Here is a 20,864-nt window from a genome sequence, read left to right on the forward strand (position 1 = left end):
GTTACCTTGTAAAAACAACCTCCAATAACTTGAGGGGTACTCTACTTGCTTATAATTAATATCCTTTTAAATATATTAATTATGCTTTCGATAGTCGTTGGGCATTTATTATTTAAAGTAAGAATGGTTTTATATAAATACCTACTTAAAATAAATTTAGCAAAGGATTATCCTTTTAAAATTAGTATGTGTATTTTACTAAAATTAATTAGGGTTTTCCCTTTTTAGCAGGGTTATTCGACATAAATTACTTTATGAAGGCGCTCAATGTTAACGCTGTACTAACATGCAGTTTAATTTTCCATCTGTCACATCCCACATTGTAAGGAAACAACAAGGATGTAATGCACCTGTATCAAGATATGGAATTTGCCAAAGGTTTATCATCATTCTTCTATCTTGAGGATTAGTTTTTAGTGCATGAATAAGGTGGTCTAGTTGTTCGAATTTTTTTACAACCCAACCATATGATGTTCCGATAGTTCCATCTTCCATCATCCATTCATTCCAAATATTAACGTTTTGTTCTTGTAGTTTTTTTACGCTGTTTGATTGATCTTTATATATCCAAAGAAGTTCTTTTACAGCAGTTTTAAATGCAACAAATTTAGTTGTAAGAATTGGGAATTCTTTTTCAAGATTAAATTGCATTATTTGATGAGGCAATTTATATGTTGCAACACCAGTTCTATTTTGATTGTAATATCCATTTTCTAAAATATTTTCTACTAGATTTAGATATTGTTTGTCATATAGACTCATAAGGTAACACCCCTTTCTAAATATTCAAATCTAATTTTATCATAAATTTATAATAAAAACTTTGAAATTTATAATAAAAAGAACCCTATCAAAACAAGAATTGTTCTTACTTTGATAGAGTTTTTTACAATAAAGAAATTTTAGTTAAATAATATATGTAAAATCATTACAATTATGAAAAGTATCCCTAAATACTTGTGATTTTTTAAGCCTTTATTAAAGATTCTAAGTAATCCAGACAGAATAAGAATTATTAATATAATTCCATCTAAAGCTCCAAGAATATAGCCTAATTTCCATTTGAATCCTAAATGAAGGAATATGTATACATGAATAGAAATAACGGCGAATCCAATCATTGCTAAAGGTATATGGAACTTTTGTATGAGTCTGCTAAGAAAAATTAAAAGTTGTTTTATTGGTTTAGTTAAAAATGACATTATATTATGTTTACTAGAATCTTTTAATTTTAGCTTAGTTTTATCTAATTTACCCCAAATAAAATCAAATGTTTTAGGATTTAAGTATCTAATAATGAGTCTTAAAGCCCAAAGTGCGACAGCAATACCAAAACATACTGCACAGGCAATGGCAATATCTTCACTTAAATTTTTTAACCCATGATAGCTAAAGTTAAATAAAAAATTACTACTCATTGAAAATAAAATAAAAATTACAGATATTATTGCTAAAATAATTCCTAAAAAAAAGATTTTAAGATTTCTTTTTTGGAATTTTGATAGTTTTTTCAAATCAATCACTCCTTAAGCATATTAAATGAAATTATACAACAATAAATGAAAGAAAAAAATATAAAAAGCTTAAATTTTAAAAAAAGAAGAACATTTTAACAGTTTACCATTTAAAAGGAAAAATATTCAAGAGAATTTAAAGATTAAAATAAAACTATAAGGATATGATTTTAAATAAAGCTAGAACATAAATTCTTTTATAGTATAATGTAAGTAGATAATTTTAAGGAAAAGGGTGGTGCAGATACCTTGGCATATACTGCTTTATATAGAGAATGGAGACCTAAAACATTTGAAGATGTAATAGGTCAAGAACATATAACAACAACATTAAAAAACCAAATATTAAATGATAGAATAGCACATGCTTATCTTTTTTGTGGAACAAGAGGAACAGGAAAAACATCTACAGCAAAAGTTTTTGCAAAGGCATTAAATTGTCTTAATTTAAAAGATGGTGAACCTTGTAATGAATGTGAAAATTGTAAAAGAATAAATGAAGGCTTATTAATGGATGTTACAGAACTTGATGCTGCTTCTAATAATGGGGTAGATAAAATTCGTGATATCATCGATGATGCGAAATATCCGCCACAAGAAGCAAAGTTTAAAATATATATTATGGATGAGGTTCATATGCTTTCAACAGGAGCTGTAAATGCTTTTTTAAAGACTTTAGAAGAACCTCCAAAGAACGTAATATTTATTCTAGCAACAACAGATCCACAAAAGCTTCCTATAACAATTCTTTCAAGATGTCAAAGATTTGATTTTAAGAGAATAGGAAATGAAACTATAGTAAATAGATTAAGAACTATAGTAGATGCTAAAGGTGTTTTAGCAGAGGATAAAAGTTTAGAGCTTATAGCAAGAGTATCTGATGGAGCAATGAGAGACTCTTTAAGTATTCTAGATCAAGCTATAGCTATGGGAAATGGAGAAGTAGACTATAATGAGTTAGTTAGTATGCTAGGACTTGTAACAAATGAATATTTATTTCAAATTGTTGCAGCATGTATAGAACGAGATGTAGAAAAATCAATGCAAATAATTGACCATATTGTTTATGCAGGAAAAGATATTTACTTATTTATAAAAGATTTAATAACACATTATAGAAATCTTCTTATGGTAAAAGTGACGAACAATCCAGAAGAAGTCTTAGATATGGCTCTTGAAAATATAGCTCTATTAAAGAATCAAGCTGAAAGAATAAGAGTAGAAGAAATAATGCGTTGTATAAGAATTTTTCAAGAATGTGAAAGTGATGCAAAGGCAACTAAACAAGCAAGACTTTATTTAGAACTTTCTGTTATTAAGGTATGTAAAATACAGTATGATACATCAAATGAAGTGATTTTAGCTAGAATTAACAAACTTGAAAGTGCATTAAAATCAGGAAAAATTGGAGTTATACAATCAAAAGGAACAGATGAGATAGCAACAACTACAACAAAAGAAGTTAAAAAAGCTCCAGTTGAGCAAAAAAAAGCTATAGATACAACACCGATTGATGAAAATAGTAATTTAACTTTAGATGATATAAAGAGATCATGGAAAGATATATTAGAAAACTTTAGAAATAGAAGATTAATGATTCTATATGCATCAGTAAGTACTGGAAGACCAATTGCATGTAGTGGTGGAATTATTACTATAAATTATGATAGTCAATATTCCTTTAATAAGGATAGATTAGAAAAACCAGAAAACAATAAACTAGTAAATGAAGTTTTTAGTGAGATATTAAAATCTAGAGTAAGAATACAGTTTACAGTAGATGCTGGAGAAGAAAAAATACAGACACCAGAAGAAAAATTGGTGGATGTAATCGGCGAAGAATTTTTAGAGATTATAGATGAGTAGTATCAAAAAAAATGCAGAAGCATAAAATAAAGCAATGGTAATGTTAAAATAAATACTATATAATATTATTATATTTTGTTATGAACAAGGAGGAGTTATATATGGCAAAAGGTGGATTCCCAGGAATGGGTAATATGAACAACCTAATGAAGCAAGCTCAACAAATGCAAAAGAAAATGGAGCAAATGCAAAAAGACTTAGAAGAGAAAGAATTCGAAGCATCAGTAGGTGGCGGTGCTGTTACTGTTAAAGCTAACGGTAAAAAAGAAGTCTTAGCTATAAACATAAAGCCAGAAGTTGTTGATGAAGATGACGTTGAAATGTTAGAAGATTTAGTTTTAAGTGCTGTTAATGAAGCATTAAGAAAAGCTGATGAAGAAACTTCAAGCCAAATGGGAAAAGTAACTGGTGGAATGAATATACCAGGATTATTCTAATATAAATTAAAAGTTAAAGAATGAAAGTCTTAAAGGCTTTCATTTTTTTTAATTTCTAGTTAAACATTTACATTGAAAATTTATCCTTATAAAAGTTAAATCTAAATTTCATTAAAAGAAGTATTAAAGGATATTTTAAAAAGCTAAAATATTAAAAAAAAATATGGATAAAATTACTAAAATGATATTTTGATAATTTGATAATAAATTTATAATGATATATCATTTCAATATAGTAAAAGGTTTTCAAATAATAATTAAATAAATTTGGAATATTTTATTGTGTACTAAAATAGTATACTTTATAAGGGAGTTTAAATTTAAGGAGGGAATTAATATGATATTTAAGATTAATGACAAGCAAGAGGAATTAAGACAAAAGATAAGAGCTTTTGCAGAAGAACAAGTAAAGCCTATAGCTTTTATGTTAGATCAACAAAATGAGTTCCCAACAGAAGCTGTAAAGAAGCTTGGAGAAATGGGAGTTTTGGGAATTCCGTTTCCTAAAAAATATGGTGGAGTAGGGCTTGATAATATAAGCTATGCTATTGCTGTAGAAGAACTTTCAAGAGTTGATGGAGGAACTGGTGTTATATTATCAGCCCATACTTCATTAGGTTCTTATCCTATTTATGCATTTGGAACAGAAAAACAAAAAGAAAAATATTTAGTGCCTTTAGCAAAAGGAGAAAAGCTTGGAGCTTTTGGACTTACAGAGACTAATGCAGGAAGTGATGCAGGAGGAACAGAAACTGTAGCAGAATTAAAAGGCGATTATTATATATTAAATGGTGGAAAAATATTTATAACAAATGCACCAAAGGCAGATACTTATGTAGTGTTTGCAGTTACAACACCTAGAATAGGTACAAGAGGAATAAGTGCATTTATAGTTGAAAAAGGTTATGAAGGTTTTGAATTTGGAGACCATTATGACAAGATGGGAATAAGATCATCATCTACAGCAGAATTAATTTTTAATGATGTTAAAGTGCCAAAGGAAAATCTTCTAGGAAAAGAAGGGCAAGGATTTAAAATTGCAATGGCAACTTTAGATGGTGGAAGAATTGGTATTGCAGCACAAGCTTTAGGAATTGCACAAGGAGCTTATGAACATGCAGTAGAATATGCAAAAGAAAGAGAACAATTTGGAATGCCAATTGCATTTCAACAAATAAATTCATTTAAAATAGCAGATATGGCAACAAAATTAAGAGCAGCAAGATTTTTAGTTTATAGTTCAGCAGAGTTAAAAGATAATCATGAACCATATGGAGTAGAATCAGCTATGGCAAAACAATATGCTTCAGATATTTGTCTTGAAATAGTTAATGATGCACTACAAATTTTTGGTGGAACTGGTTACTTAAAAGGAATGGAAGTAGAAAGAGCGTATAGAGATGCAAAGATTTGTACTATATATGAAGGAACTAATGAAATTCAAAGAGTTGTAATTGCAGCACATATTTTAGGAAAAGCACCAAAAACAAAAACAGTTAAGTCAAAAGCAAAAGGACCCATTACAGGAGATAGAAAGAAAAAATTCTTTAATGAAGGTTCTTCTAAGGAAAATGTTAAGGCTTTAGTAGAAACTTTAAAAAATGATGGATATGACTTTACTATTGGTATTCCATTAGATACGCCTATTGGATTATCAGACCGTGTAGTTAGTGCTGGTAAAGGTATTGGAAGCAAAGAAAACATGAAGCTAATTGAAGAACTTGCAACTCAGGCAGGAGCATCAATTGGTTCATCAAGACCAGTTGCAGAAACTTTAAAATATGTACCTTTAAATAGATATGTAGGAATGTCAGGTCAAAAGTTTAATGGAAATCTTTACTTTGCATGTGGAATATCAGGTGCAGGGCAACATTTAAAAGGAATAAAAGATGCGACAACTATAGTTGCAATAAATAAAAATAAAAATGCTCCAATATTTAAAAATGCTGATTATGGTATCGTTGGAGATTTAAATGAAATATTACCTTTATTAATTAAAGAATTAAATAATGGTGAAGCTAAAAAACCAGCACCACCAATGGAAAAAATGAGAAAACCTACAGTTAAAAAAGCACCATCTCCATGGACAACTTATGTATGTGATGGTTGTGGATATGAATATGATCCAGAAGTTGGAGATGCAGAAAATGAAATAAGCGCAGGAACAACATTTGAGTCACTTCCAGAAGAGTGGATTTGCCCATATTGTGGTGAAGAAAAAACTAAATTTACAGTAGTGGGGAAGGAGTAGATAGTTATGGAATGTGTAAGAGAAGTTACTAAGGATTTATATTGGGTTGGAGGAAATGATAGAAGATTAGAATTGTTTGAAAATATTCATCCTATTCAAAGAGGAGTATCTTATAACGCATATCTTTTATTAGATGAAAAAACAGTTCTTTTTGATACAGTAGATTGGTCTATAGGACGTCAATTTTTAGAAAATGTAGAATATGTTTTAAATGGAAGAAAGCTAGATTACCTTGTTATTAATCATATAGAACCAGATCACGGAGCATCACTTGAAGAAGTACTTCTTCGTTATCCAGATGTTATAGTTATAAGTACTGAAAAAGCTTATATGATAATGAGACAATTTAACTTCACAGTAAATGATAATGCTATAACAGTAAAAGAAGGAGATACTCAATGTTTTGGTAAGCATACAATTACTTTTGTAGAAGCACCAATGGTACACTGGCCAGAAGCTATGGTTAGTTTTGATATAACTAATGGAGTATTATTCTCAGCAGATGCATTTGGTTCATTTGGAGCATTAGATGGAAAACTATTTAACGATGAAGTTAATTTTGATAGAGACTGGATTGATGACGCTAGAAGATACTATACAAATATAGTTGGAAAATATGGACCTCACGTTCAAAAGCTATTAAAAAAAGCTGCAACTATTGATATAAAATATATCTGTCCACTTCATGGACCAGTTTGGAGAAATGATTTTGGATATTTATTAGATAAATATGATAAATGGAGCAGATATGAACCAGAGGAAAAGGGCGTAATGGTTGCGTATGCATCAATGTATGGAAATACAGAAAATACAGCTAATATTATAGCAACAAGATTAGTTGAAAAAGGTGTGAAAAACGTTTGGGTATATGATGTTTCAAAAACTCATGTATCAGAATTAATTTCTGAAAGCTTTAGATTAAGTCATCTTGTATTAGCATCAGTAACTTATAACCTTGGAATTTTCCCAGTTATGCATAATTTCTTGATGGATATGAAGGCTTTAAATCTTCAAAAAAGAACAGTGGCAGTTGTAGAAAATGGTTCTTGGTCTCCACAAGCAGGTTCAAAAATGATAGAGTTACTTGATGAAATGAAGGAAATGACAGTACTTAATGAACAAGTATCAGTACTATCTTCATTAAATGATATAACTTCAGGAGAATTAGATTTATTAATTGATGGAATAGTTGAATCATTAAACGAGTAGAGATAGTGATTTAAAGATAAATTAAAATGATGGAAAAGAAGAGTGATACAAAATATAAAATTATTGCGAATTTCTTTTCCATCTTTCCTTATAAAAACTATACTAAAAAAGTCTAGTTTAATTAGGGGAATGAAAGTAAATATATTTTATAAAGTATAACTTAAGGAGGTAATCGTATGAAATATTTAGATTCTTATCATAAAAAATTAATATCAGTAGAAGAGGCACTTGAATTGGTAAAAACAGATGATGAAATTGTTTGTTCTTTAGGACCTTGTGAACCACAAAAATTTTTAGGGGAACTTCATAAAATAAAGGATAGAGTTGAAAATGTTACGGTTATAACTATTCTTAGTTTAAATGAATATAAATATAATACTGATAAAAGCATGAAGGGACACTTTTTTAATGAATCTTTATTTATGGGTGGATATAGCAGGGTAGCTCAAAAAAATGGATTATGCTCATATATTCCAACTCATTTAAAATTTACAGCAACTAAAAGATTAAAATATAGAAAGCCTAATATATTTATTGGAGCAGTTTCTCCAATGGATAAGCATGGATATTTTTCTTTATCATTATCTCTTGTACATGAAAGAGAAAATTTAGAAAATGCAGATATAGTAATATTAGAAGTAAATCCTAATTTGCCAAGAGTTCATGGAGATACACAAGTTCATGTAAATGAAGTCGATTACTTAATTGAAACTGACTATCCTATACCAGAATTGTCTAATAAAGAACCTTCAGATAAGGAAAAAATAATAGGACAATATATAGCTGATTTAGTGGAAGATGAGTCAACACTTCAACTTGGAATAGGTGGAATTCCTAACGCTGTTGCAATGTCGTTAAAAGGAAAGAAAAATTTGGGGATTCACACAGAAATGATTACAGATGGTATGGCAGAATTATTTTATGAAGGAGTAATAACTAATAGTGAAAAAACTATTCATAAAAATAAACTTGTAGGAACTTTTGCATTAGGTTCAAAAAAGTTATATGAATTTTTAGATGATAATCCTTCTATAGAAATGAAAAAATGCTCATATGTAAATGATCAAACTATAATAGCAAAGAATAAAAAGATGATATCTATAAATACAGCTTTAGCAGTTGATTTATCAGGGCAATGTGCATCAGAAAGTTTTGGACTTAGTCAATACAGTGGAACAGGTGGACAAAGTGATACTGGAACAGGAGCCTTTTTATCAGAAGATGGAAAATCTATAATAGCTTTGAAATCTACAGCGAAAAATGATACAGTTTCTACTATTTGCCCATATCATAAACAGGGATCAGTAGTTTCATTTTCAAGAAATGATGTAGATTATATTGTAACTGAATATGGGGTTGCTAATTTAACAGGAAAAAGCGTAAGAGAAAGAGTGGAAAGTTTAATTAAAATAGCACATCCAAAATTTAGAGATGAATTAAGAAACTTTGCAATTGAGAATAATTTAATTTAAATAAACTTAAAAATATGTGGAACAGTTAGTTAAAGGCTTTTTAAACTAACTGTTTTTTTATTTAACTAACTTCAGAGTAAGAGATAAGTTTAAAAAGTTAGGAGAGATAAAAGGTTTTGTAAAAGAACTAGTTTGATAATCAAAGTAAAAAAATGGTATTATGCTAGTGAATGTAGAAATATCAAGGAGGAAAATTTCATGAAAATGAAAATAGCATTAGAAGTGTTGTTTTTTGTAATATTTTTTGTAATAACATTTATAGAAACATACATATTTAAAATGAAATTTAGTATTTTATTAGCAGGTATAAATGGAGGCGTAACTGCCGGTATTCATCTGCTTATAAAAAATAAAATTCTTAAAGGAACATACAAATAAACAGGTGATTTATGAAAAATAAAAGAAAAAAAGTTAAGGCAATAATAGTATTAATAGCACTTATAGCAGTGATTGTTATAAGTAATTGGAATGAATCAGGATGGAATCGTGCGACAACATGGGGAGCACTTCTATTGGGGATATTTTCTGCAAATTATTAAAAAGGAAGTGAATAGATGAATAAAGTATTGGAACTTAAAAATGTAAATAAAGTTATAGGTAAAAAAGAAATTGTGAAAGATTTAAGTTTCACTATTGAAGAAGGTGAAATTTTTGGTTTTTTAGGACCAAATGGAGCAGGAAAAACTACTACTATAAAAATGATAACGGGACTTATTTCCATAACTAGTGGGGAAATATTTATTAATGGAATAAGTATAAAAAATAACTTTGAAGAAGCTTTAAGCAATGTAGGTGGAATCATTGAAAATCCAGAGATGTATGGATACTTATCAGGATTAGACAACTTAAAGTTATATGGAAGGATGCAAGGAAGCTTAGATAAAAATAGAATAAGTGAAGTTGTATCTTTAGTAAAACTTGAAAATAGAATAAATGATAAGGTAAAGGGATATTCACTAGGAATGAGACAGAGGTTAGGACTTGCTCAAGCATTGATTCATAAACCAAAGCTTATAATTTTAGATGAACCTACAAATGGATTAGATCCAGTAGGGATAAAGGAACTTAGAGAAACGCTTAAAAGCTTAACAGCTACAGGAACATCCGTATTAGTATCAAGCCATTTATTAAGTGAAATGGAACTTATGTGTGATAGATTTTGCATAATAGATTCAGGTATTTTAAAAGATATTAAAACTATGAATGGAATAAAAGCTAGCAAAGAAGCAGCTGTGAAAAGTTATGTATTAGAAACTTCAAATAATAAATTAGCAAAAAATATAATAGAAAAAGAGACTAATAAAGAAGTGAAAGAAATTACAGAAAAGATTACAGTTCAAAGCACAAGAGAAGAAATAGGAAAGATAAATAAACTTCTTGTTCTTAAGGATATTGAGGTATATGAAATATCTATTTATTCTAAATCTTTAGAGGATGAATTTATAGAAATAACTGGCTCAAAGCAGTTAAGATAAGGAGGACAGTATGATAAAGCAAGTATATAGTTTAACATTAAACGAAATTTTGAAAAAATATAAAAAGAAAAGCTTAATAATAATAACAGTAATAATATTTTTAGTTGGAATTGGTTATCCCATATTAGTTAGAAAAATGACTAGAAATATTAATGCTGTATATGAAATTTCTTATGGATTTAATATTGGACAATTACAAGACCAATTAAAAGCAGTAAATGATAAAACAGATTTAGGGAAAATTCAAAAATCATTTTTAAAATCTCAGTTAGAAGTTCAAAATTTATTGTTAGAAGTTAAGGCAAATCCAACGGGATGGAAAGAAGAAGAAGGAAATAAGTATTTAACAGGACTTATAGAAATGGATTCATTAAAATTAATACAACAAGGTGTAAATGAAGCTATAATTCTTGGGGAGATTCCAAAGGGAGTAAATGAAAAAGATATACAAACTGTCTTAGGAACAAATAAAGGCGAAATCGATGGAAAGATAAGTGAAATAAATAAAAGCAATAATGAAATTAAAACAAGAATACAAAATGACGATTATCTAGGATATTTAAAAGATGATATTAAGAGTAAAAATAAAGAGATAACTGATTTAAATAAAACCTTAGATGCTTTAAATAAGGAAGAGAAAAAAGATGGTAATGTTGTTTTAATTCAAAATCAAATAAAAGGAATAAATGCACAAATTATAAATTTAAAAAATGATGTAAAAGTAGAGCAATATAGATATGATAACAAGATTCCTTATACATTTAATAACTGGAAAAGTATCGCCTTACTTGAAATACAAAGTAATACTAGAATCGTAAATGAAAAGATTATGACAAAGGGAGAATACTTAAGTACAGTAAATGATGGAATAAGTTATGAGAACTATGAAAAAGTATTTAATCATAACAAGGAAAAGGCAGAGAATACTGTAAAGATAAATTGGTACAGTTTAAATCATAATGTTCCACCAATAAATTCTGCAACAGGAACAAGATATTCAATAGATGCAGGGGTGGCTATATTTGTAATAATCATTGCAGTTTTTGGAGCTGTTATAGCTGGGGGAACCGTATCAAATGAATTCTCAAAAGGAACTATAAGATTATTGTTAATAAGACCAATCAAAAGATGGAAAATATTAATTTCAAAATTATTAGCATTGCTTATAATAAGTTATATAATTTTGATTATATCAATGATTATATCAATGATAAGTAGTGGAGTGATATTTGGATTTAAAGATATGTTAGAACCGGTACTTAAAGTGGTAAATGGAAATGTAGTTGAAGAGAGTTACTTAATTAGTTTATGTGGGCACTTATTCTTTAATAGCATAACAATAATATTTACTATATGTGTATCATTCTGTTTATCAACAGTTGCAAGAAGTTCGGCAGCAGCAGTTGCGATAAGTATAATTTTATTTATAGGATCTTTCCCAGCAACATTAGTGTTACTAACAAAAAAATGTTTTTGGGTAATAAGCTCACCTATACCATATATAAACTTACCAGCAGTTCCTGCAATAAACGGAATAGACGCTCAGGTGCTGTTTAAAAGCAATTTAGGAGCAATTGAATTATTGATTATAAGTGTAATATTAATAGCTATTTCATTAGTAGTATTTTGTAAAAGGGATATAACTAATTAAAAAAGTTACAAGATATAAAAATAAGGAGTTACGAAAGTAACTCCTTATTTTGCTTTAGAAAGGGCTTTGGTTTTATACTCTTTTGGGGAAGAACCAGTTATTTTTTTAAACATATGGCTAAAGTAAGAAGAGTTTGAAAAGCCTACTATACTTGAAATATCACGTATAGAAAAGTTAGTTGTTGTTAAAAGGCTTTTAGACTCTTCAATTCTTTTGTTTATCAGATAGTTAATTGGAGATGTTCCAATTTGTTTAGTGAAAGTATGGACAAGATGAAATTTATTTAAGTAAGAAAGTTCAGCTAAAAAATCTAAAGTTATATTTTGCGTATAATTAGAATCTAAATAATTTTTTATTTTCATACATTCTAAATTTAGTAGTTTAGAATCCTTTGTAATCTTTAAATCATTTTTAGCACTTCTTAAAATATAGACAATAAAAAGTGTAAGTAAACTTTTACAGGAAATTTCATAATGAGCTTCCTTCTCATCAAGTTCTTTAATTAAAGAATTCAAGAATCTATCAACACATTCATCATTCTTATAATTAAGGACTTTAAACAGTCTACTAGTATTTTGCGAATCAATATTACGTGGTTTAGAATCTAAATCGTTTAAAGAAATATTATCTATACCAAGAACAACATATTCTAAAGGGTTATTAGAAATAGTTGATTTTTCTGTATGAAGACAATTAGGATTTATAATTATTAAATCTCCAGTAGAGACGTTTACCCATTCATCATCTAGTTGAAAGCTACCTTTACCCTCAGTTATATAAAATATTTCTGTGAAAGGATGAAAGTGTGCAGTACTATGCCAGTCACTGTCGCATTTAGATTTGCTTATATAAAGTAGTTCGTAATTCATATTGATAATAGAATTTTCTTTCATTGAATATCGCTTGCTTCCCATAAAATATCACCTCTTAACTAACAAAATATTGTTTAATTTATCTAATTATACCATTAAAAGGGATATAATTATATTGTTTTGGGCAACAACATAGTTATAAAAAGAAGCAACATTCGTATTGTGTAAAAGATTACACAAATGTATAATAATTACAAAAGGGGAATTATTTTGAAGGGGTGAAATTTGTGAAGGACAAGATTATGTCAAAAAAGTTTTTTGTTTGTGCATCAGTGTTACCAGCGGTTATATTGTTTGTATTATTTATGGTTATTCCAACTATTAATGTTTTTTGGATGTCTCTGTTTAAATGGGGAGGGTTATCTAATAATAAGCAATTTGTTGGATTAGATAATTTCAAGATATTGATAAAAGATGAAAGATTCTTAAAGTCTTTTCAGAATACATTATTGTTATTAGTTGTAGTTACAGTTGTAACTATGGTATTAGCTATTTTATCAGCAGCAATATTATCAAGAGAAGATATTAAGTTTAAAAATTTCTTTAGAATAGTATTTTATTTACCAAACATTTTATCAGTAGTTGTAATTTCAGCTATATTTGCAGCGATATTAGATCCACAAAGAGGAATAATAAATGAAACGTTAGGACTTATTGGGCTGGACTCTTTAAAAAGGATGTGGCTTGGAGATCAGAAAGTTGTTATTTGGTGTATAGCAATTGCAATGATATGGCAAGCTATTGGATATTACATGGTTATGTATATGGCAAGTATGTGTAGTATTCCAGAAAGTCTTTATGAAGCGGCTGATCTTGAAGGAGCTTCGAAAATAAAGCAATTCTTCCAAATAACATTACCACTTGTTTGGAATGTTGTAAGAACAACATTAACCTTCTTCATTATAAGTACCATGAATTTAAGTTTCTTGTTTGTAAAGGTAATGACAGGCGGAGGACCTGATGGATCATCGGAAGTTCTTTTAAGTTATATGTATGGACAAGCTTATACTAATTCATCTTATGGATATGGAATGGCAATTGGAGTTACAATATTTGTTTTCTCATTTATATTATCATTCATAATAAATAAAGCTACTAAACGTGATGTTATAGAATTCTAAAAGGAGTAGAGGGGTATGAAGAAAATAAAAGCAATGTCAGCAGAAAAATTATATAAGTTTTTTATATATTTTTGTTTAACTATTTTTGCACTTAGTATATTAATTCCTATTGGATGGGCTATAATGTCAGCATTTAAGCATAAATCAGAGTTTTATGGTAATCCATGGGCACTTCCAGAAGGATTATATTTTGAGAATTTTGTAAAAGCATTTACAGAAGCTCATATGGGAGAATATTTTTTAAACTCACTAATAATAACAGGACTTTCTTTAGTGATACTTTTAATAGTTGCAGTACCAGCAGCTTATGTACTTGCAAGATTTGAATTTAAATCAAATAAATTTTTAAATGGATTATTTTCATTAGGATTATTTATAAATGTTAATTATATTGTTGTTCCAATATTTCTCTTAGTGTTAGATGGAGAAAAAGTGGTAAGAGAAATATTTTCAATAGCAGCAAATATTTCAGTGTTTCTAGATAGTAGGATTGTTGTAAGTATTATATATGCATCTACGGCACTACCATTTACTATATATCTTTTAACTACCTATTTAAAATCAATTTCAAAAGCATATGAAGAAGCAGCTTATATGGATGGAGCTTCTTATTTGAAAACTTTAATACATGTAATAATACCAATGGCTAAGCCTAGTATAATTACGGTTATATTATTTAACTTTTTAGCATTTTGGAATGAATATATAATTGCATTAACCTTACTTCCAAATGGTTCAAAAACATTACCATTAGGGCTAGTAAATTTAATGCAAGTTCAAAAAACAGCAACAGATTATGGAGCAATGTATGCAGGGCTTGTTATAGTAATGGTTCCTACAATAATACTTTATATGTTAGTTCAAAAGAAACTTACAGAGGGAATGAGTGTTGGAGGAATAAAGGAATAAAAAGAATTTAATTGAGGAGAGAAGTTATGAAAAATAAAGGGAGAGTTACCATACCTACTGATGATAATTTTATAAAGGAAACTATGGAGATTGTTGAAGCATGGGGAGCAGATGCAATAAGAGATTGTGATGGATTTAAATTACCAAAAGAAATTAAAGGAATAGCAGAAAAAATATACTCAACTTATTTTGTGGCAAGAGGAGATAATGAGTGGGCAAAGAAAAATAGAGAAGAACTTCAGCAGACATATCTTATGACAAAACACATTTTAGCTACAGAAGAAAGCCTTGAAATAGAGATAATGGATGGATATTTTAGTGAACAAGTAACACCAGATACAACACACGATATAAAGAAGTTTTGGGAGGTTATAGATAGAACTACAGAACAGGTTATAAAAAATGATGAGTGGGAATATAATAATAATACAAAAAGAGTTACAATAAACAATACAATACCATGGCATGAATATACAGTTTCTTTTTTAGCATACTGTATTTGGGACCCAACACAAATGTATAATCATATAACGAATAATTGGGGAGATAAACCTCATGATATTCCTTTTGATGTAAGAGGAAAAAAGACAAATGAATATGTTTTAGAAGCTATGCATAATTGGCTTGATGAGCATCCAGATACAAATGTAATTAGATTTACAACTTTCTTCTATCATTTTACTCTAGTATTTAATGATGTAGCTAAAGAGAAATTTGTAGATTGGTTTGGATATAGTTCAAGTGTTAGTGCAGAAGCATTAGATACTTTTGAAAAGGAGAAGGGGTATAGATTAAGACCAGAAGATATCATAGATAAGGGATATTATAATAGTACATTTAGAGTTCCGAGTAAATCGTATTTAGAATTTATAGATTTTCAACAAAAGTTTGTAGCTGAAAATGTAAAAAAACTAGTGAATATAGTTCATGAAGATGGAAGAGAAGCAATGATGTTTCTTGGAGATAACTGGATTGGAACAGAACCTTATGGAAAATATTTTGAAAGTATAGGATTAGATTCTGTAGTAGGTTCTGTAGGGAACGGAACAACTCTTAGAATGATTTCAGAGATACCAGGAGTTAAATATACAGAAGGAAGATTCCTTCCATACTTTTTCCCAGATACTTTTTATGAAGGAAATGATCCAACTGTTGAAGCTAGAGAAAATTGGGTAACAGCAAGAAGAGCGATTATGAGAAAGCCTGTAGATAGAATAGGATATGGAGGATATCTTTCTCTTGCATATAAGTTCCCGAATTTTATTCAATATGTAGGTCAAGTTTGTGATGAATTTAGAACAATATATGACAATATAAATAATACAAAACCTTATTGTGGTTTAAAAGTTGCAATTTTAAATTCATGGGGAAAACTTAGAAGTTGGCAGACTCATATGGTTGCACATGCTTTATGGTATAAGCAAATTTATACTTATGCAGGAGTTGTAGAAGCTTTAAGTGGAATGAGTGTAGACGTAAACTTTATTAGTTTTGATGATGTTAAAGAGAATGGAATAGCACAAGATATAGATGTAATTTTAAATATTGGAGATGCAGGAACCGCCTTTAGTGGTGGAGCGAATTGGAAAGATGAAAAACTTATCTCTACAATTAGAAAATGGATTTATAATGGTGGAGGTTTTGTTGGGATTGGTGAACCAACAGCAGAATTATATGGAGGGCACTTCTTCCAATTATCAGATGCATTAGGAGTAGATAAAGAATTAGGATTCTCGTTAAGTACAGATAAATATTTTAAGGATGAAGTTAAAGAACATTTTATAACAGAAGATATAAAGAAAGATATTGATTTTGGAGAAGGGATGAAAAATGTTTATGCAACTAAAAAATCAACTGAAATTATCTGTAATAGAAGTGGGGACTTAATGCTTAGTTCAAATGAATATGGAAAAGGAAGAGCTGTTTATATGGCGGGACTTCCGTATTCTATAGAAAATACAAGGATTCTTCATAGAAGTCTTTATTATTCAAGTCATAAAGAAAAGGAAATGAAGAAATGGTATTGCGATAATTTAAACTGTGAAATATCAGCTTATTTAGAAGAAAATAAATATGCAATAATAAATAATTCAAATGAATCGCAAGAAACTTATGTGTACGATGGAAATGGAAATAGAGAATTGATAGTAATGAAACCAGCTGAAATTAAGTGGAAAGAAATTTAATTGAGGTGATAAATATGTTGAAAAATGTAGTGAAATTAATACTTTTCGTAATAGCAATAATATTAGTAATAAAGGGAGCAACAATTATAGGATATACAGGATTAGGCATGATGTTTTTAGGAATAGCAATAATCTTGGGAGAGTTATATATTTATAACAAACAATACACATAGCAAGATAGTTATATAAATAGACAAGTTATCTATATAAAAACCGTTTACAAAGATTTAATATAAAAGTAAGGGAAATAATACTTTAACTAATAATTATTTTGGAGGGGAATTTATGAGAAAGAGAAGAATAGTAGGGTTATTAGGTGCCATGATAATGGGATTTTCACTAGTTGCATGTGGCGGAGATGCAGGATCGAAAGATACAGGAGCAGGAGAAGCTAAAACATTAAAAATTGCAGCATTTAAAGGTGGATATGGTAAAGAATATTGGGAAGAACTTAAAAAGAATTTTGAAGAGAAACATGAAGGTGTAACAGTAGAATTAACTGTTGAGGAGAATTTAGAAGAAGTTATAAGACCGCAAATTCAAGCTGGAAATGTACCAGATTTAGTATATTTAGCAACAAATAGAAAAGATGCATTAACAGAAACATTTATAAAGGAAGAAGCATTAACAGACTTATCAGGAGTATTAGATAAAACAGTACCAGGAGAAAGTGTAAAAGTTAAAGATAAAATTTTACCAGGATTTTTAGATACATCAGCAACAAATCCATATCCTGATGGAAAAACTTATTTAGCACCACTTTTCTATAGTCCAACAGGATTATTCTTTAATAAAGCATTATTTGAAGAAAAGGGATATAAAGTTCCACAAACTTGGGATGAAATGTTTGCGTTAGGAGATAAAGCAAAGAAAGATGGAATTTCATTATTTGCTTACCCAACTTCAGGATATTTTGATGGAGTTATGGCTTCATTATTAGCTGGATCAGGTGGAATTGAAGGATTTAATAAAGCTATGGCATATGAGAAAGATTTCTGGAAATCGCCAGAAGCTAAAAAAGCTTTAGAGATAGTTGGGAAAATGAAAAACTACTTAGAGCCAACAGTAGTAGCAAATGCAAATCCACAAGGATTTAAAAATAATCAACAATTAGTTTTAGATAACAAAGCATTATTTATACCAAATGGAAGTTGGTTACCAGATGAAATGAAAGATGCACCAAGAGCGAAAGGATTTGAATGGGGATTCACAGCATATCCTGCATTTGAAAAAGGTGGAACTTCTTATTCTTACAACTTCTTAGAGCAAATGTATATTCCTAAAGAAGCTGGAAATAAAGATTTAGCTGAAGAGTTTATGGCTTATATGTATAGTGATGAAGCTGTAAAAATTATTGGTGAAAATGCAAAAGCTGTTGTTCCTGTTAAAGGTTCTATAGAACTTGCTAAAGGTGGATTAAGTGATTTACAAGTTGAACTTTTAGGTATCTTTGATAAAGGTGCAGAACCGGTTATGGGTACTTTTGTAGCAACTAAACCAGTTGAAGGTGTAAACTTTACTGACGTTTACATGGGAACAATTGATTCAATTATGACTGGAAATAAAACAGTAGAAGATTGGCAAAAAGCATTAACTGAAGCAAGCGACAAGCTAAGAGATGCAATAATAAAATAATTAAAATTAAATAAGAGGCTGTGTTTATACAGTCTCTTATTTTAAATTAAATGAATAGTTAAGAGGAGATAAAAAGCTGTCTATTGATAACTTTTCATTTGAGAGAAGGGGTTAAATTTATAAATATAGGGGTTAAGGAGAGAGGAAGGTATGGCAAACTTATCATTAAAGGGAATTAAAAAGGTGTATGACAATGGATTTGAAGCGGTTAAAGACTTTGATTTAGAAATAGAGGATAAAGAGTTTATTGTTTTTGTAGGTCCATCGGGATGTGGGAAATCTACAACATTAAGAATGGTTGCAGGACTTGAGGAAATATCAGATGGTGAACTTTATATTGGAGATAGAAAAGTAAATGATGTAGCACCAAAGGATAGAGATATAGCAATGGTATTTCAAAACTATGCATTATATCCACATATGAGCGTATATGACAATATGGCTTTTGGACTAAAATTAAGAAAGATAAGTAAAGAAGAGATAGATAAAAAGGTAAGGGAAGCTGCAAGGATTTTAGATTTAGAGAAATTATTAGAAAGAAAACCAAAAGCTTTATCAGGTGGACAAAGGCAGAGAGTTGCTATGGGAAGAGCAATAGTTAGACATCCAAAGGTATTTTTAATGGATGAACCTTTATCAAATCTTGATGCAAAATTAAGAGTTCAAATGAGAACGGAAATATCAAAGCTTTCAAAGCAATTACAAACAACATTTATATATGTAACACATGATCAAACTGAAGCGATGACATTAGGAAGTAGAATAGTTGTAATGAAAGATGGTGTAGTTCAACAAGTAGATACACCAAAGGAAATATATAATAATCCAAGCAATATATTTGTAGCTGGATTTATAGGAAGTCCTCAAATGAATTTTCTAAAAGGTAATGTTGTTGAGGAGATGGGCAAAGTAAAAGTAAAACTAATGGAAACTGAAATTGAGTTTAATGGAGAAAAGGAAACTAAGTTAAAAGAAGTAATAGGAAAAGAAATACTGTTAGGAATAAGACCAGAAAATATAAAGTGTTCAGAACATGGAGCATTTAAAGCAGATTTAGAGATTTCAGAAAACTTAGGAGCAGAAATTTATATTCATGCATCTGTTGATAATCAAAAAATAATAATTAAAGAGACAAATACAAACTATTTATGTGTTGATGGAAAGATTAAATTTGACTTTGATATAAATAAAATTCATGCATTTAATAAAGAAACAGAAAACACAATATTTTAATAAGAGGGGATTGAAAATGTATTATATAGGGGTAGATGGTGGAGGAACAAAAACAAAATTCGTACTAGTGGATGAGAAGTTAGAAGTGGTAGCAGAGACAGAGAGAGGAACAACTCACTTACATCAAATAGGAATTGAGAAATTAAAAGAAGAAGTTTCTGTAGGGGTAAATGAGGTTTGTAATAAAGGAAATGTAAGAGAAGAAGATATTGGGTTTATATTTTTGGGGATACCAGGATATGGGGAAAGTATCGAAGATAAAAAGCTTATTGAAAATGCTGTAGAAGTAGCATTAAAAGGATATAAATATAAAATTGATAATGACTGTGTTTCAGGATGGGCAGCAGGAACGAGATGCGAAGAAGGAATAAATATTATTGCAGGAACAGGAAGTATGGTCTTTGGAATGAATGATGAAGGAAAACAAGCTAGAGTTGGTGGATGGGGACCTGTTATTGGAGATGATGGAAGTGCTCATTGGATAGGAATTAAAGTTATAAATGAATATACAAAACAGAAAGATAGAAGACATAAAGAAACCATTTTAACTAAGATTTTAGAAGAAGAAAAAGAAATTAATAGTTATTTTGGAATTGTTGATTTAGTTTTTAATAAATACAATTTATCTAGAACTGAATTAGCTAAGTTTAGTATTATAGGAAGCAAAGCAGCAAAAGAAGGCTGCGTAGCTTGTGAGAAAATATTTGAAGAGGCTGCTTATGAATTATATCTTCAAGTAAAAGCATTGAAAGAAGAATTAGATTTAAAAGATAATTTTGTGCTTTCGTATAGCGGAGGAGTATTTAATATAGGAGATTCAATTTTAAAACCTTTGGAGAAATATTTAATTGTGGAGGGGATAAAATGTATTATTAAAAAGCCGAGTATTTCACCAGCAGAAGGTTCTGCTTTAATGGCGTATAAATTAAGTGGGAAAAGCTGTATTGTAAGCTAAAAATATAATAAAATTATTTCTCATATAGGAAAATTTGAAAATAGTAGTTTAGAATAACTACTATTTTTTTATAAAGAA

18 protein-coding genes and 1 pseudogene are annotated in these 20,864 nt (G+C 29.2%); 16 read left to right on the top strand and 3 right to left on the bottom strand.

Features of this window, described 5'->3' with window-relative positions; genetic code table 11:
* Window positions 1-273 precede the first annotated feature (273 nt).
* Window positions 274-762 (bottom strand): annotated as a pseudogene (locus Q0W06_RS04600) (thymidylate synthase); the annotation flags it as partial.
* A 140-nt stretch (window positions 763-902) separates the two neighbouring features.
* Entirely contained in the window at window positions 903-1,514 is a 612-nt protein-coding gene (locus Q0W06_RS04605; RefSeq protein WP_297631994.1) for a hypothetical protein, read from the bottom strand.
* 249 nt (window positions 1,515-1,763) lie between these two features.
* Between Q0W06_RS04605 and dnaX the strand changes: the two genes are divergently transcribed.
* The 9 genes from dnaX to Q0W06_RS04650 all read left to right on the top strand — a co-directional run bounded on the left by dnaX (window position 1,764) and on the right by Q0W06_RS04650 (window position 11,875).
* Window positions 1,764-3,380 (top strand): DNA polymerase III subunit gamma/tau, encoded by a 1,617-nt coding sequence (gene dnaX / locus Q0W06_RS04610; protein ID WP_297631997.1) that lies wholly within the window; start codon window positions 1,764-1,766, stop codon window positions 3,378-3,380.
* A 101-nt stretch (window positions 3,381-3,481) separates the two neighbouring features.
* On the top strand, window positions 3,482-3,817 hold the full coding sequence (locus Q0W06_RS04615; RefSeq protein WP_297632000.1) for a YbaB/EbfC family nucleoid-associated protein: 336 nt from the start codon (window positions 3,482-3,484) through the stop codon (window positions 3,815-3,817).
* Window positions 3,818-4,154: 337 nt separating this feature from the next.
* Window positions 4,155-6,068, top strand: coding sequence for an acyl-CoA dehydrogenase family protein (locus Q0W06_RS04620; RefSeq protein WP_297632003.1), 1,914 nt, complete (start codon window positions 4,155-4,157; stop codon window positions 6,066-6,068).
* Window positions 6,069-6,074: 6 nt separating this feature from the next.
* A complete protein-coding gene (locus tag Q0W06_RS04625; protein ID WP_297632006.1) occupies window positions 6,075-7,277 on the top strand; it encodes an FprA family A-type flavoprotein in 1,203 nt (400 codons plus the stop codon).
* A gap of 176 nt (window positions 7,278-7,453) precedes the next feature.
* A complete protein-coding gene (locus tag Q0W06_RS04630; protein WP_297632009.1) occupies window positions 7,454-8,749 on the top strand; it encodes an acetyl-CoA hydrolase/transferase C-terminal domain-containing protein in 1,296 nt (431 codons plus the stop codon).
* A gap of 198 nt (window positions 8,750-8,947) precedes the next feature.
* Complete coding sequence (locus Q0W06_RS04635; protein ID WP_297632012.1) at window positions 8,948-9,127, top strand: hypothetical protein; 180 nt, start codon at window positions 8,948-8,950, stop codon at window positions 9,125-9,127.
* 11 nt (window positions 9,128-9,138) lie between these two features.
* The gene (locus Q0W06_RS04640; RefSeq protein ID WP_297632015.1) at window positions 9,139-9,288 is read left to right on the top strand and encodes a hypothetical protein; all 150 of its coding nucleotides are present in this window, start codon (window positions 9,139-9,141) and stop codon (window positions 9,286-9,288) included.
* Between the two features lie 15 nt (window positions 9,289-9,303).
* Window positions 9,304-10,224 carry an ABC transporter ATP-binding protein gene (locus Q0W06_RS04645; RefSeq protein ID WP_297632018.1) on the top strand — a complete coding sequence of 307 codons (921 nt, stop codon included), beginning with the start codon at window positions 9,304-9,306 and terminating at the stop codon, window positions 10,222-10,224.
* 10 nt (window positions 10,225-10,234) lie between these two features.
* On the top strand, window positions 10,235-11,875 hold the full coding sequence (locus Q0W06_RS04650) for an ABC transporter permease subunit (RefSeq protein ID WP_297632021.1): 1,641 nt from the start codon (window positions 10,235-10,237) through the stop codon (window positions 11,873-11,875).
* A gap of 44 nt (window positions 11,876-11,919) precedes the next feature.
* On the opposite strand, the gene Q0W06_RS04655 is transcribed toward Q0W06_RS04650, so the two are convergent.
* Entirely contained in the window at window positions 11,920-12,789 is an 870-nt protein-coding gene (locus Q0W06_RS04655) for an AraC family transcriptional regulator (RefSeq protein WP_297632024.1), read from the bottom strand.
* 200 nt (window positions 12,790-12,989) lie between these two features.
* On the opposite strand from Q0W06_RS04655, the gene Q0W06_RS04660 reads away from it, so the two are divergent.
* From Q0W06_RS04660 to Q0W06_RS04690, 7 genes are all read left to right on the top strand, one after another.
* Window positions 12,990-13,868 carry a sugar ABC transporter permease gene (locus Q0W06_RS04660; RefSeq protein WP_297632254.1) on the top strand — a complete coding sequence of 293 codons (879 nt, stop codon included), beginning with the start codon at window positions 12,990-12,992 and terminating at the stop codon, window positions 13,866-13,868.
* A 15-nt stretch (window positions 13,869-13,883) separates the two neighbouring features.
* Complete coding sequence (locus Q0W06_RS04665) at window positions 13,884-14,777, top strand: carbohydrate ABC transporter permease (protein WP_297632027.1); 894 nt, start codon at window positions 13,884-13,886, stop codon at window positions 14,775-14,777.
* 26 nt (window positions 14,778-14,803) lie between these two features.
* Window positions 14,804-16,963 carry a 1,3-beta-galactosyl-N-acetylhexosamine phosphorylase gene (gnpA, locus tag Q0W06_RS04670; protein WP_297632029.1) on the top strand — a complete coding sequence of 720 codons (2,160 nt, stop codon included), beginning with the start codon at window positions 14,804-14,806 and terminating at the stop codon, window positions 16,961-16,963.
* Between the two features lie 14 nt (window positions 16,964-16,977).
* Window positions 16,978-17,136, top strand: a complete 159-nt coding sequence (locus Q0W06_RS04675; protein ID WP_297632032.1) for a hypothetical protein — start codon at window positions 16,978-16,980, stop codon at window positions 17,134-17,136.
* 112 nt (window positions 17,137-17,248) lie between these two features.
* Window positions 17,249-18,598, top strand: a complete 1,350-nt coding sequence (locus Q0W06_RS04680; protein ID WP_297632035.1) for a carbohydrate ABC transporter substrate-binding protein — start codon at window positions 17,249-17,251, stop codon at window positions 18,596-18,598.
* A gap of 150 nt (window positions 18,599-18,748) precedes the next feature.
* Complete coding sequence (gene ugpC, locus Q0W06_RS04685) at window positions 18,749-19,831, top strand: sn-glycerol-3-phosphate ABC transporter ATP-binding protein UgpC (protein ID WP_297632038.1); 1,083 nt, start codon at window positions 18,749-18,751, stop codon at window positions 19,829-19,831.
* Window positions 19,832-19,847: 16 nt separating this feature from the next.
* Complete coding sequence (locus Q0W06_RS04690; protein WP_297632041.1) at window positions 19,848-20,786, top strand: BadF/BadG/BcrA/BcrD ATPase family protein; 939 nt, start codon at window positions 19,848-19,850, stop codon at window positions 20,784-20,786.
* Window positions 20,787-20,864: the final 78 nt, after the last annotated feature.

The sequence above is a fragment of the uncultured Clostridium sp. genome (assembly GCF_947072515.1).
GTDB lineage: Bacteria > Bacillota > Clostridia > Clostridiales > Clostridiaceae > Clostridium.

Bases quoted from the DNA above. Each gene is read 5' to 3' on its own strand.
- Q0W06_RS04660 (WP_297632254.1), top strand. From the start codon at position 12,990: ATGTCAAAAAAGTTTTTTGTTTGTGCATCAGTGTTACCAGCGGTTATA.
- Q0W06_RS04625 (WP_297632006.1), top strand. From the start codon at position 6,075: ATGGAATGTGTAAGAGAAGTTACTAAGGATTTATATTGGGTTGGAGGA.
- Q0W06_RS04645 (WP_297632018.1), top strand. From the start codon at position 9,304: ATGAATAAAGTATTGGAACTTAAAAATGTAAATAAAGTTATAGGTAAA.
- Q0W06_RS04640 (WP_297632015.1), top strand. From the start codon at position 9,139: ATGAAAAATAAAAGAAAAAAAGTTAAGGCAATAATAGTATTAATAGCA.
- Q0W06_RS04635 (WP_297632012.1), top strand. From the start codon at position 8,948: ATGAAAATGAAAATAGCATTAGAAGTGTTGTTTTTTGTAATATTTTTT.
- ugpC (WP_297632038.1), top strand. From the start codon at position 18,749: ATGGCAAACTTATCATTAAAGGGAATTAAAAAGGTGTATGACAATGGA.
- Q0W06_RS04655 (WP_297632024.1), bottom strand. From the start codon at position 12,789: ATGGGAAGCAAGCGATATTCAATGAAAGAAAATTCTATTATCAATATG.
- gnpA (WP_297632029.1), top strand. From the start codon at position 14,804: ATGAAAAATAAAGGGAGAGTTACCATACCTACTGATGATAATTTTATA.
- Q0W06_RS04690 (WP_297632041.1), top strand. From the start codon at position 19,848: ATGTATTATATAGGGGTAGATGGTGGAGGAACAAAAACAAAATTCGTA.
- Q0W06_RS04665 (WP_297632027.1), top strand. From the start codon at position 13,884: ATGAAGAAAATAAAAGCAATGTCAGCAGAAAAATTATATAAGTTTTTT.
- Q0W06_RS04630 (WP_297632009.1), top strand. From the start codon at position 7,454: ATGAAATATTTAGATTCTTATCATAAAAAATTAATATCAGTAGAAGAG.
- Q0W06_RS04620 (WP_297632003.1), top strand. From the start codon at position 4,155: ATGATATTTAAGATTAATGACAAGCAAGAGGAATTAAGACAAAAGATA.
- Q0W06_RS04675 (WP_297632032.1), top strand. From the start codon at position 16,978: ATGTTGAAAAATGTAGTGAAATTAATACTTTTCGTAATAGCAATAATA.
- Q0W06_RS04650 (WP_297632021.1), top strand. From the start codon at position 10,235: ATGATAAAGCAAGTATATAGTTTAACATTAAACGAAATTTTGAAAAAA.
- Q0W06_RS04615 (WP_297632000.1), top strand. From the start codon at position 3,482: ATGGCAAAAGGTGGATTCCCAGGAATGGGTAATATGAACAACCTAATG.
- Q0W06_RS04680 (WP_297632035.1), top strand. From the start codon at position 17,249: ATGAGAAAGAGAAGAATAGTAGGGTTATTAGGTGCCATGATAATGGGA.